We start from the raw sequence: 12,929 nt of genomic DNA, 5'->3' as shown, positions 1-12,929 counted from the left end.
GGCGCAAAGTCAGTCGCACCGCCTTGCCAAGAGAAGCCGAAAAAGCGTCTGTCGTCGTCGATGGCCGGTCATAGTATGTTGCAACCTGCTCTTGCTCCCCCTAACATGGACCTGCTTCGATAGCCCGCTATCGGACGTTTGAACACGTGTTGGGGGCGGTTTGCGAGAGATGTGGATCTTTGCTGTCCTGGCCGCAAGCGAAAAACGTTGCGGGCCACGCGCATTACAGCGCTGCGTGTCTTTTCAGACGCGCAAAGGACATTGCGACATTTTGAATTGCGGCAGATGAAGATCGTCGCGCTGTTCTTTCCGAAAGCCTCGATCGGAACCTACCTCGTCGCCATGGCGGTGGCGATCGCAGTGCCGATCTTCGCCTTCGTGGCGCTGCTTCTGCTGCAGCTGGAGGATAACCAGCGTTCGACGCTGAAGCGCGAGACGGCCCAGGATGCGCTTGCCCTTTCGCGCATCATCGACCGGCAGCTTCAGGACATGGCAACGACCCTGCGGCTGCTTTCGAGTTCGCCGGAGCTTGAAAACGGCAATCTCGCCTCCTTCCACGAGCGCACCGAAACAGCCCTTAGAGACAACACGCTTTTCGTCATCGCCGTCGACCGCACCGGCCAGCAACTACTGAACACGCGCCAGGCGTTCGGCACGCCGCTCGGCAAGACGGCGAATATGACAGCCCTCGAAGCGGCCATGGCTTCCGGTCGCATCGAGGCATCAGACGTCTTTCGCGGCCGGACCAGCGGCGAATGGGTCTACAACGTCACCCTGCCACGTAAGAATGATCCGGTTGCGGCCCTCATCATCACGCAGGACGCCAAAGATCTGGGCAAACTCGTGACCACCGAAGGCCTTGCGCCCGGCTGGTCGGCGGCCGTCATCGATGAGAGCGGCCACGTCGTTGCAGCCACCGGCCCTGCCAATCTCGAATCCGGCACGCCCTTCGATCCACGCATTCTGCCGGCGCTCACCGCGCCCCGCGGCGTCTTCCAAGACGAGAAGATCCTGCCGCACATGCTGCTCGGTTATGCCCAAATTCCCGGTTGGTCGTGGAAGACGGTGATCTGGGGACCGATCGCCCAGGCGTCGATCCTCAGCACCTGGCGTTTCCTCATCATCGGTGGCGTGGCACTGGTGCTTGTCGCCGTCCTGGCTGCCTATGCCGTCGCACGGCAGGTGCGCACTACCATCCGCGATATCGCCGACATGGCGAACCGCATGGGTGAAGGCCATATCGTCTCGCCTGTCGAGACCAGCGTCATCGAGGCGAACCAAGTGGCGATTGCCCTTTCGAATGCCTCTTTCGACCGTAGCCAGACTGAAGACCGGCTGCGTTTCGTCATGCACGAGCTCGTCCACCGCACCAAGAATCTTCTGACACTTGCCCAGGCAATGATGCGCCAGCTCGCCAAGCAGTCCGACAGCGTCGAGACCTTCCGCGCCGCCGTCGCCGACCGCCTCGAAGGGTTGGTTCGGTCGATCGAGCTGCTGACCAGCGAACAATGGGGAGGCGTCTCACTGCGGCGGGTCGTCGACATCCATTTGCACGCCTTCCCGCAATCGCGCGAGCAGATCGACATCAGCGGCGAAGACTTCGTGCTGAAACCGGATGCCGTGCAGAATCTCGGTCTCGCCTTGCATGAACTCGCCACCAATTCGGTGAAGTACGGTGCGCTCTCCGTACCGCAAGGCCGTGTCCGTTTCGAATGGCGCGATGTCAAGGAGGAAGACAAGCCGGAGGCCCTGCTCCGCTTCACCTGGGAAGAGCGCGGCGGCCCACCGGTCACCGAGCAGCCATCGCGCTCGGGCTTCGGCACCACCGTTATCAAAGCCCATGCCGCCTCCGCCTTTCGCGGCACGGTTGAGATCGACTTCCGGCCCGAGGGCCTATTATGGGTGCTGACGGCGCAGCGCGCCACGCTGGAGCGGGAATAAGTCCCGGAACAATCGCTACCTCCACCCGTTTCGGACAGGTCGTTCCAAAGGAGAAAGACCATGTTCAAGCAAACGATGATCGCCGCCGCGGCATTGACGGCCGCTGCCTGGGCGAGCCCGGCGGGCGCGGAAAACTATGTCACGCTTGGCCGTCTTGTCTGCGGATCCGATGGCGGCCAGGGTCTGATCGTCACCTCGCAGAAGAACCTCATCTGCACCTATACGCCGGCGGCCGGCGGCGCCAAGGCGGTCTATGCCGGCAAAATCGAGAAATTCGGCCTCGATATCGGCCAGACCGGCAAGAGCGTCATGATCTGGCAGGTGCTGGCAAAGACCGGCACGGATATTCCGCAATTCGCCCTTGCCGGCGAATATTACGGGATCGGCGCCGACGCAAGCATCGGTGCAGGCGCCGGCGCCAAGGTCATCGCCGGCGGCACCGACAGGGCCTTCATGCTGCAGCCGTTGAACGTCCAGGCTCAGGAAGGTCTGAACCTGGCGATCGGCGTCGAGAAGATGACACTCGTGCCCGGCGAGACCTGATGAAAGCGGCCGGCCAGCCAAGCATGAATCAAACAGCCACCCAAAGGGCGGCTGTTTCTGCGTCGATCAATGCGCGAGCGCCTTGTTGATATCCTCGGTCATCTTCTTCGCATCACCGAGCAGCATCATCGTACCATCCTTGTAGAACAGCGTATTGTCGATGCCGGCATAACCGGAACCGAGCGAGCGCTTGACGAAGAGGCAGGTCTTTGCCCGGTCGACGTCGAGGATCGGCATGCCGTAGATCGGCGAGGTCTTGTCGTCGCGCGCCGCCGGATTGGTGACGTCATTGGCGCCGATGACATAGGCAACGTCGGCCTGGGCGAATTCCGAGTTGATATCCTCGAGCTCGAAAACCTCGTCATAGGGAACATTCGCTTCGGCGAGCAACACGTTCATGTGGCCGGGCATCCGGCCTGCGACCGGATGGATCGCATATTTCACCTCGACGCCGTTCTTCTTCAGATTGTCGGCAAGTTCGCGCAGCGCATGCTGGGCCTGGGCGACCGCCATGCCGTATCCCGGCACGATGATGACCTTCGATGCGTTGGCCATCAGATAAGCCGCATCCTCGGCCGAGCCGAGCTTGACCGTCCTGTCCGATGTGTCGGGTCCGCCGGACGCCGTCTCACCGCCGAAACCGCCGAGGATGACGGAGACGAAGGAACGGTTCATGCCCTTGCACATGATGTAGGAAAGGATCGCGCCGGAGGAGCCGACGAGCGCGCCGGTGATGATCAGCGCCAGATTGCCGAGCGTGAAGCCGATGCCGGCCGCGGCCCAGCCTGAATAGGAGTTCAGCATCGAGACGACGACGGGCATATCGGCCCCGCCGATCGGCACGATCAGCAGAACGCCGAGCGCCAGCGACAAGGCCACAACGGCCCAGAAGTCGAAATGGCTTTCGGTGGCGGCAAGCCCGATGATGAAGAGCACGATCAGCACCAGCAGGCTCGCATTGATCATATGCCGGTAAGGCAGCAGGATCGGCTTGCCGGACATGCGTCCGTCGAGCTTTAGGAAGGCGATGATCGAACCGGTGAAGGTCAGCGCTCCGATCGCCACGCCGAGCGCCATCTCGATGCGCGCCTCGGTGTGAATATGGCCGATCTCGCCAATGCCGAAGGAGGCAGGCGTATAGAGCGCGGAAGCCGCGACCAACACGGCGGCAAGGCCGACCAGCGAATGGAAACCGGCGACGAGCTGCGGCATCGAGGTCATGGGGATGGTGCGGGCGACATAGGCGCCGACGCTGCCGCCGATGGCAAGGCCAAGGACGATCAGCACGAAGCCGCCGAAATTCGGGGTCGCCAGCACCAGCGTCGTCAGGATCGCGATCCCCATGCCGATCATGCCGTAGAGATTGCCCTTGCGGCTGGTGGCTGGATGCGACAGGCCGCGCAGCGCCAGGATGAAGAGCACGCCGGAGACGAGGTAGAGGAAGGCTGCGATATTGGTCATCAGTCCTTCACCGGTCCTTCTTGCGGTACATCGAAAGCATCCGCTGCGTGACGAGGAAACCGCCGAAGATGTTCACCGACACGAGTACGAGGGCGACGAAACCGAAGCCGGTCGCAAGCCCGCTGGTCGAAATGCCGACCGCCAGAAGCGCGCCGACGACGATGACGGAGGAGATCGCATTGGTGACGGCCATCAGCGGCGTATGCAGCGCCGGCGTCACCGACCACACGACGTAATAGCCGACGAAGATCGACAATACGAAGATGGCAAGCTGGAAAACGAAGGGATCGATCGCCCCGCCGGTCGCAGCGCTTGCCGCTTCCGGCGCCTGGGCCGCCGCCGTGATCACGGCGGTCACCGCCTGATCGAGCTGCTCCAGCGCTTTGTCCATTGCTTCACTGGCCATCAGAGGTCTCCCTTCTTCGCGCCGCCGAAGGCGGGATGAACGACGTCGCCGGCATAGGTCAGCATCGTCGCCTTGACGAGCTCGTCGTCGAGATTGACGACGACGCTCCGGGTTTCCTTGTTGACCATGGTTTCGAGGAAGGTGACGAGGTTCTTGGCGTAGAGCGCCGAGGCGCTGGCCGCAACCCGGCCCGGCATGTTGGCGAAACCGATGACCCTGACGCCTTCGACATCGGCGATCTCGCCGGGGACGACGCCCTCGATATTGCCGCCGCGTTCGACTGCGAGATCGACGGCGACCGCCCCTGATTTCATCGAGGCGAGCATGGCCTGCGAAACGAGCCGCGGCGCCGCACGACCGGGGATCAGCGCGGTGGTGATGACGATATCCTGCTTGGCTATGTGTTCGGCAACTAGAGCCGCCTGTTTCGCCTGATAGTCGGCGGACATTTCCTTGGCATAACCGCCGGTCGTTTCCGCCGCCTTGAACTCCTCGTCCTCGATGGCGATGAACTTGGCGCCGAGCGAGGCGATCTGCTCCTTGGCCGCGGGGCGAACATCGGTGGCCGAGACCGCCGCGCCGAGACGCCGTGCGGTCGCAATCGCCTGAAGACCTGCGACGCCGGCGCCCATGACGAAGACCTTGGCGGCCGGCACGGTACCAGCCGCCGTCATCATCATCGGCATGGCGCGGTCATAGACCGCTGCAGCCTCGATGACGGCCTGGTAACCGGCGAGATTGGCCTGGGACGACAGCACGTCCATGGACTGGGCGCGGGTAATGCGCGGCATCAGTTCCATCGCGAAGGCCGAAAGCCCGGCACTTGCCAGTGCCGCGATCGCTTCGTCATTGCCGTAGGGATCCATGATGGCGATGATCACAGCGCCGCTTTTATAGCCGGAGATTTCCGATCCGTTGGGCCGGCGCACCTTCAACACCACATCGGCGGAGGCTGCATCCGCAAAACTGCCGATCCTGGCGCCCGCGGCCTCGAACTCCCCGTCTGGAATGCGCGAAGCCGCACCGGCACCGGCTTCGACGACGACGTCGAAGCCGAAGTTCTTCATCTTCTTCACGGTCTCGGCGGAGGCGGCGACACGCGTCTCCTCGCCCGTGATTTCCCTTGCAACGAAAACGATATTGCCCAACTGCCCCCTCCTCCGGGTCAGCCAGACCGCCACAGGCTCACCTGCGCGGGCCAAGCACCTCATTCACAAAGCTTCGGAGAAGCTCTCCTCCCCTCAGAGCGCCGTGCGTCCTTTCGGACGCACAAAGAACGCTCTGACCCTCTGATTCTACGCGATCAGCGGAACAGGAAGATGCCGGCGGCGAGAAGAATGATGAAGACGAAGAGGCCACCGAGAAGGCCGGCGCCGCCGAAGAAACCGGCGGTCATCGCAAGCAGGAGGACGATGAGGAGCATCGAGCCGTATTTCGCGCTGGCGATGAACATGTCGTAGGTCTTTTCATGTTCTTTGTAATCCATTGGCGCGCCGGTCTCGACCGGTCCGGTATGATGTTCGGCCATAAATATCGTCTCCCTGATATGCCTCTGCGCTGCCTAATTTCCCTCTAGGCGAGGGAAATCCCTGCCTGCAGGGATTACACAATGACAGGCGAAAGCGCAATGCATGAGAATGCCGCAGGCGCACGTGGCAACCGTCACCTCAAAGCCCCGGAACGGGCCCTGAAGGACGGCTGATTTTGCCTGCTTCCGTCGCTACGTCGTCTCCCCCTCGGGGCAAGGCAGATCACAGCGGCAGATCGGTGCCGAGTTCGCCTGGCGGCACGAAACGCGCCGTCGGAATGATGGTGAGCGGCGGCAGCGTATCGTTGGGATTGCGTGAAAACATCATGCGCTGCTCGCTGGCGCTGGAGATGAAAAAGGGATAGCGCGTCAACAGCTTGCGCCCGACCTCGATCACATTCGTCGCCATCAGCGTCACGTCGACCCCGTAACTCTCCGCCAGTCGGCCGGGCACGATGGTATCGGCATAGAAGACCCGCTTGTAGAAGGCGGCATGCGGGGGCCGGACGGACTGAATAACGCGGTCCGCCCGGAAATGCGCTGCCGCAACGATGGCGGGTCTCAACGTCAGATAGGGAACCCATGGCATCTCGGCGGTGAACTCCGGATCGGCCGCGAACCGCGCCGGGTCGATCAAGGTTAGCCCGGCGTCCAAAAGCTCATCCATCGCCTCGGGAAAGGCTTCTCCGGACCGGCTGATACGATGCTCCGGCGTCACATAGTGAATTCAGATCGTACTGACCAGTTCGCCATAATAGTAGAGGCCGAAGATATAGGCATGGCTGTCGAAATCGACATCGTCCAATAGGCCTTCCGGGGCAAGCGACAGCGCGTCACGGGCCTTGTAGGCCTTGTAGCGCAGCCGCTCCACTTCCTCCATGTCTTCACCGCTTTCGACACGGCGATATTCGACGTGATCCAGAATTTCCAGTATTTTCCTGCTGAAATCGCCACGCGTAAAAAGTGTGTCTGACATTCTCTCGATCCGCTCGTTAACGGATCATTAATCATATGCCAGCGACACATAGGCAAGAAAATCTACGAGTTTCCGTTGAATTTAAACTATTAAGGTTAACAGGGCGCAAGATTTTCGGTTGGATAACCAGTCACTTGCAGGCGGCTCAAGCGACCTTGTTGCGGCGGCGCTGGACGGTGCGGCGGCCGATGCCCTCTTGCAGCAGCCTGATATTCTGGGAAGGGACCGGCTGCGAGAAAACGTAACCCTGCACCAGATCGGCACTACGGTGCTTGTTGAGCAGCGTCAGCTGTTCCTCGGTCTCCACACCCTCGATGACGATCTTCAGGCCCAGTTCGCGGGCGAGATTGACCGTGCCGCGCAAGAGCTTGAGGCGGCGCCCATCCTCGACGATGTTGCGCACGAAGGAGCGGTCGATCTTGACGATATCGAGCGGCAGCGTGTCGAGATAGCTGAGGCTGGAGAAGCCGGTGCCGAAATCGTCGATGGCGATGGTGATGCCCCGGGATCTGAGCTCCGCCAGGATGGCGCGCACGGCCGCCGGCTCGTCGATCAGGCAGCTCTCGGTGACTTCAAGATGCAGCCGCGCCGCGTCGAGGCCGGAATGGGCAAGCGCTTCGGCGACCACAAAGAGAATATCGGCATCGCGCAGGTCCCGCGCCGAGAGGTTGACCGAGACGGCGATATGCTCCGGCCAGTTCATGCATTCGCTGCACGCCTTGAACAGGACGAAACGGGTAATGTCGGAGATGATGCCCATATCCTCGGCGAGCCGGATGAAGACGTCGGGCGGGATCGAGCCCCTCTCCGGATGCACCCAGCGCGCCAAGGCCTCGGCGCACTCGATCCGCGAGCCGTCGGCCCGGAACATCGGCTGGAAGGCGAGATGCAGCGCTTGCGCCGAAACCGCCTCGCGCAGATCCGCCTTCAGCCTCTGCTGCTCGATATAGCGGCCATCCATCTCCCGCTCGAAGCCTGATATGCCGCCCTTGAAGCGCGACTTGCTTTCGAACAGCGCCAGATCCGCTTTGACGCTCCATTCATCCATCGCAAACGCGGTACTTTCGAGAATCGCGTAACCGGCGCTGAGCGAAACGAGGAACGTCAGTTCGTCGACCGCGTAATTGCCCTGGATTGCAGCGTGCACGCGGCGGATTTCGACGTCGAGCGAACCCTGCTCCTTCGCATGTGGGAAGAACAGGATGAACTGGTCTCCCATCAACCGGCCGAGGATGGCGTTGCCGGAGGCCTGCTTGATGCGGGCGGCGATGGCGCAGAGCAGGTGGTCGCCCGTAACGTGGCCGCGCATGTCGTTGACATGTTTGAATTCGTCGATATCGAGAACCATGAAGCCGAGCGGCCCGGACTTCCTTTGATGTTTGGCGAGATACTCATGCACCAGCTGCCCGAAATATTGGCGGTTCGGCAGGCCGGTCAGCGCATCGAAGCGGACCATGTGCATGATCTTCTGCTCTGCCTTCACCCGGCTCGACACGTCCTCGAAGATCAGCACAGCGCCGCCGTCGGCCCTTCGGCTGGCGGAGAATTCGAGCGACAGGCCCTCGGGAAAATGAATGAGCGTGCGCGACAGATTACCCTCTGCCACTTGGGTGAGCTGGCGCAGAATGAGCTCCGGCTGCGAGGCGTCCATGAAGCTGTAGCGCGCGCCATAGCGCAGCACGGCGCCGAGGTCCCGATCCTTCAGCCGCTCTGGCGCGCCGATCTTCAGAAGTTCGCAGGCCTTGCGGTTGACCACCTGGATGCGGTTCTCGGCATCGACCATGACCAGGCCGTGCGGCATGTTGTTGAGCGCCGTATCGAAGCGGTCGGCGATGATGGTGATTTCCCGGCGTGCGATGACGTTCTCATAGAGGAACTCGCGCACGCCATTGGCCATGGCCCGCGTCGTCAGCCAGAAAGGAATGAGGAAGATCGACAGCACGCCGCGATAGAAGTCCATCGCCAGCAGGCTGCAGACGATCATCGGCAGGCAGCAGAAGAAGGTCTGGAGGTCGACTGCGAAGCGCGAGCCGTAGTTGCGGCCAACGACGGAAACCATGGTCGCCATGGTGACGGAAATGCAGGCAAGCTCCGCAAAGGAATCGTGGACGACGAAGATGGCGTAGCCGCTGGCGATGCCGAGGAGCGCGGTGGTGCATGCTCCACTGGCAACGAGAATCCGCTCCCAACGCTCAATTCCGGCGTGCGACAGGCTCTGCTTGTCGACGCGATCGAACTGCCGGAAGATGACCATGCGAGCGCCGAAGACCAGAAGGAAGGCGACCGACAGCAGGATGTAGATGGAGTACTGCGTCTTGGCAGCCACTGCAATGCACGTCGCGACATGGACGATCACGCCAACAAGCAGCGTCATGCGGTTCCCGGAAAGGGAACTCACAAACGACAGATACACATCAATAGGGACCCTGTTCGGGTTATCTGGCTTCATCCACACTTTCCCTGTGCGCGGGAATTCTAAGCCCAACCCTTTAAAAATTGATTTCAATGGAATCAAACATTTGGTCAAATTTTCTAAAACCACAGCGTGAACCGCACAGCCTATGCGCGTTAATGCAGCCTACCGGCGAGATTATTGAAATAATTTATCCACGCTTCGGTTGTTGAAACAGTTGACGGCTCTACGGACCGGCCGATGCGTCTAAGACTATACTCCAACACGAGGCATTTATCCTTCCAATTTCAAAGGCCGTGGTCTACATCGATTGCAAGAGGGAAAAACTGCCGAAAAACCGGCAGGACAAGAACAAGGGGAGGCGAATGTCGGTACTTCTGGCCGCCAGTCGGCTGATCGACTCGATCAGTCAGTTCATGGGCAAACTTGCCGAATATATGGTGCTGTTCTGCTGTCTGATCAGCGCCGGAAACGCCATCGTCCGCTATGCCTTCAACTACAGTTCGAACGGCTGGCTGGAGATCCAGTGGTATCTCTTCGCCTTCGTCGTCATGCTCGGCGCCTCGCATGCGCTGCGCAACAACGAGCATGTCCGCGTCGACCTGATCTATGGTTCGGTTTCCGATAAGGCGAAGATCTGGATCGACATCGTCGGCCTCATCCTCTTCCTGCTTCCCGCATGCGTCTATCTCACCTGGCTGTGCTGGCCCTTCTTCGCGCTCTCCTTCCACCAGGGGGAAATATCGGGCAATGCTGGTGGGCTGATCCGCTGGCCCGTCAAGCTCATCCTCGTCGCCGGCTTCGCGTTGCTCTCCCTTCAAGGCCTCTCGGAACTGGTCAAGCGGATCGCAGCGCTTGCCGGCCATATCAGCATCGACACGAAATACGAAAAGCCGCTGCAGTAAGGCGGGCTGGGAGACACGGATTTGTTTGATTTCGGCATCATCCCGCCGGCCATGTTCCTCGGCATGGTCATCTTCATGCTCTACGGCTTTCCGGTCGCCTTTTCGCTCGCCGCCGTCGGCCTGTTTTTCGCCATCATCGGCATCGCCACCGGCCATTTCGGCGAGGTCTTCCTGCAGGCTCTGCCGCTGCGCTTCTTCGGCATTCTTTCCAACGACCTCCTGCTCGCCATTCCCTTCTTCACCTTCATGGGTGCGGTGCTGGAGCGCTGCGGGCTGGCCGAAGACCTGCTCGAAGGCACCGGTAAGCTTTTCGGCGGCATACCCGGCGGCCTTGCCTATGCCGTCATCCTCGTCGGCGCCGTGCTCGGCGCGATCACCGGCACGGTGGCCGCCTCCGTCATCACCATGGGGGTGATCTCGCTGCCGATCATGCTGCGCTATGGCTATAATCCGCGCCTTGCCACCGGCGTCATCGCCGCGTCGGGCACGATCACCCAAGTCATCCCGCCCTCGCTCGTGCTCGTCGTTCTTGCCGATCAGCTCGGCAGGTCGGTCGGTGACATGTATCTCGGCGCGATCGGCCCTTCGATCCTGCAGGTGGCGATCTTCGTGCTCTTCATCCTGGTGATGTCGATCGTCCGGCCGAAATCGATGCCGCCGCTGCCGAAGGAGGTGCGCGGCGATTTCAATTGGGCGCTGCTCGTCAAGGTGCTGATGGGCATGGTGCCTTCGATCGTGCTGATCTTCCTCGTGCTCGGCACGATCTTCATGGGCCTTGCGACACCGACGGAGGCAGGAGCGCTCGGCGTCGTCGGCGCCATGCTGCTCGCCGCCATGAACCGTCGCCTCACCTGGCCGCTGATCCGTGAAGCCATGGCATCGACCACGCACATCACATCCATGGTGGTGATGATCCTGATCGGCTCCACCTGTTTCAGCCTGGTCTTCCAGGGCATGGACGGCTCGCGCTGGATCGAGCACATGCTGACGGGCATACCAGGTGGCCCGGTCGGCTTCCTGATCTTCGTCAACATCTTCATCTTCGTGCTCGCCTTCTTCCTCGATTTCTTCGAGATCGCCTTCATCGTCATCCCGATGCTCGCTCCCGTCGCCTCCAGTCTCGGCATCGACCTGATCTGGTTCGGCGTGCTGATCTGCGTCAACATGCAGACGAGCTTCATGCACCCGCCTTTCGGCTTCGCGCTCTTCTACCTGCGTTCGATCGCCAGCAAGGACGTCAAGACCTCGGACATCTACATGGGCGCGCTCCCCTGGGTCGGTATGCAGCTGATCCTGGTGGCGATCGTGATCTTCTGGCCGCAATCGGTAACCTATTGGCTGGATCACGGCCCGAAGGTCGACCCGAACTCGATCAAGATCGAAATCCCGGGCTTCGGCGGCCAGCTCGGCCTGCCGCCGATGGGCGGCGGCGGCAATGGCTCGCCGCAGATCCCCGGCCTGACCCTGCCGCCCCTGAACGGCCTGCCGGGAGCACCGCCGCCACCCGCCAAATAGTCCAGCAAAAAGCAAAACCCCGGACGGAAATCCGGGGTTTTGGTATTACACGCGTCTAAAGCGTCAACGGCGGAAAGCCTTAAAGCTTTCCGGCCCGCTGCTGGATCATCATGAACGTATCGAAGGTGTATTCCGAAAGCTGCATCCAGAGATAGGCGTCCCGTTTGAAGGCGGCCTGGTCGTCGTAGATCTTCTTGAAATACTGGTTCGTGCCCGAGATTTCGCTATAGATGCCCGTCGCCGCCTGGAAGCAGGCTTCCATGATCTCCTGGCTGAACGGGCGCAACGTCGCGCCTTCCGCGACGAGTTGCTTCAGCGCGGTCGGGTTCTTCGTGTCGTACTTCGCCAGCATGTTGGTGTTGGCGAAAGCGCAGGCGTCAGTCAGCGCTGCCTGATAATGCTTGGGCAGGCTGCTCCACTTTTCGAGATTGAAGAACCCATGCACCGTCGGGCCACCTTCCCACCAGCCCGGATAATAGTAGTACTTCGCCACCTTGTGGAAGCCGAGCTTCAGGTCGTCATAGGGACCGACGAATTCCGCCGCATCGATCGTGCCTTTTTCCAGCGCCGGATAGATGTCTCCGCCGGCGATCTGCTGCGGGATGACGCCGACCTTCTCCATGACGCGGCCGGCGAGGCCGGCAATGCGCATCTTGACGCCCTTGAGGTCATCGAGCGTGTTGATTTCCTTGCGGAACCAGCCGCCCATCTGCGCACCGGTGTTGCCGGCCGGCAGCGCATACATGCCCTGTGTGGCATAAAACTCGTTCATCAGCTTATTGCCGTTGCCTTCATAGTACCAGGCATTGGTCAGGCGGCTGTTCAGCCCGAACGGAATGGCCGTTCCGATGGCATAGGTCGGGTCCTTGCCGACGAAATAATAGGAGGTGGTGTGGGCTGCTTCGACCGTACCGGCGGCGACGGCATCGACGGCCTGCAGGCCGGGGACGATTTCACCGGCAGCGAAGGGCTGGATCGTGAAATTGCCGTCTGTCGCGGCGGCAACATGCTTGGCAATATCCTCGGCGCCGCCATAGATCGTATCCAAGCTCTTCGGAAACGACGACGTCATGCGCCACGCGATCTTCGGATTCTCTTGCGCGATCGCAGGCGCTGCCAATGCCGTTGCGGCGACCGCACCGGCGCTGGCGGTTCCCGCCTTCTTGAAAAACGAACGACGATCCATCAAAAACCTCCCAAATAGATGACACTGCGCGGCCAATCTCACCCCTACCCGCAGC

The 12,929-nt window shown here is 61.1% G+C and carries 10 protein-coding genes and 1 pseudogene; 4 read left to right on the top strand and 7 right to left on the bottom strand.

Features of this window, described 5'->3' with window-relative positions; translation table 11 throughout:
- Window positions 1-285: 285 nt before the first annotated feature.
- Complete coding sequence (locus tag ACS4RR_RS05760) at window positions 286-1,941, top strand: sensor histidine kinase (protein ID WP_170259843.1); 1,656 nt, start codon at window positions 286-288, stop codon at window positions 1,939-1,941.
- 60 nt (window positions 1,942-2,001) lie between these two features.
- Window positions 2,002-2,484, top strand: coding sequence for a DUF992 domain-containing protein (locus ACS4RR_RS05755; protein ID WP_170257557.1), 483 nt, complete (start codon window positions 2,002-2,004; stop codon window positions 2,482-2,484).
- Between the two features lie 66 nt (window positions 2,485-2,550).
- Here ACS4RR_RS05755 and ACS4RR_RS05750 read toward each other — a convergent pair whose 3' ends face one another.
- The 6 genes and pseudogenes from ACS4RR_RS05750 to ACS4RR_RS05725 form a co-directional block, all read right to left on the bottom strand.
- Window positions 2,551-3,945: an NAD(P)(+) transhydrogenase (Re/Si-specific) subunit beta gene (locus ACS4RR_RS05750; RefSeq protein ID WP_017967907.1), complete on the bottom strand. Its 1,395-nt coding sequence runs from the start codon at window positions 3,943-3,945 to the stop codon at window positions 2,551-2,553.
- A gap of 7 nt (window positions 3,946-3,952) precedes the next feature.
- Complete coding sequence (locus ACS4RR_RS05745; protein WP_017967908.1) at window positions 3,953-4,351, bottom strand: proton-translocating transhydrogenase family protein; 399 nt, start codon at window positions 4,349-4,351, stop codon at window positions 3,953-3,955.
- Entirely contained in the window at window positions 4,351-5,499 is a 1,149-nt protein-coding gene (locus ACS4RR_RS05740; protein WP_162116943.1) for a Re/Si-specific NAD(P)(+) transhydrogenase subunit alpha, read from the bottom strand. The genes ACS4RR_RS05745 and ACS4RR_RS05740 overlap by 1 nt, the downstream gene beginning before the upstream one ends.
- Before the next feature lie 155 nt (window positions 5,500-5,654).
- Window positions 5,655-5,879: an aa3-type cytochrome c oxidase subunit IV gene (locus ACS4RR_RS05735; RefSeq protein ID WP_003552834.1), complete on the bottom strand. Its 225-nt coding sequence runs from the start codon at window positions 5,877-5,879 to the stop codon at window positions 5,655-5,657.
- A gap of 223 nt (window positions 5,880-6,102) precedes the next feature.
- A pseudogene (locus ACS4RR_RS05730) lies at window positions 6,103-6,855 on the bottom strand (N-acyl amino acid synthase FeeM domain-containing protein).
- A 145-nt stretch (window positions 6,856-7,000) separates the two neighbouring features.
- Complete coding sequence (locus ACS4RR_RS05725) at window positions 7,001-9,304, bottom strand: putative bifunctional diguanylate cyclase/phosphodiesterase (protein WP_456189810.1); 2,304 nt, start codon at window positions 9,302-9,304, stop codon at window positions 7,001-7,003.
- Between the two features lie 329 nt (window positions 9,305-9,633).
- Between ACS4RR_RS05725 and ACS4RR_RS05720 the strand changes: the two genes are divergently transcribed.
- Window positions 9,634-10,173, top strand: a complete 540-nt coding sequence (locus ACS4RR_RS05720; protein WP_026154543.1) for a TRAP transporter small permease subunit — start codon at window positions 9,634-9,636, stop codon at window positions 10,171-10,173.
- Between the two features lie 21 nt (window positions 10,174-10,194).
- Entirely contained in the window at window positions 10,195-11,688 is a 1,494-nt protein-coding gene (locus ACS4RR_RS05715; protein ID WP_017967914.1) for a TRAP transporter large permease, read from the top strand.
- A 79-nt stretch (window positions 11,689-11,767) separates the two neighbouring features.
- Here ACS4RR_RS05715 and ACS4RR_RS05710 read toward each other — a convergent pair whose 3' ends face one another.
- On the bottom strand, window positions 11,768-12,874 hold the full coding sequence (locus tag ACS4RR_RS05710) for a TRAP transporter substrate-binding protein (protein ID WP_017967915.1): 1,107 nt from the start codon (window positions 12,872-12,874) through the stop codon (window positions 11,768-11,770).
- Window positions 12,875-12,929 lie beyond the last annotated feature (55 nt).

It is taken from the genome of Rhizobium zaerense, from assembly GCF_051810725.1.
GTDB lineage: Bacteria > Pseudomonadota > Alphaproteobacteria > Rhizobiales > Rhizobiaceae > Rhizobium > Rhizobium leguminosarum_I.
The sequence above is the reverse complement of the archived record's forward strand: the minus strand, read 5'-3'. Positions and strand labels throughout refer to the sequence as shown.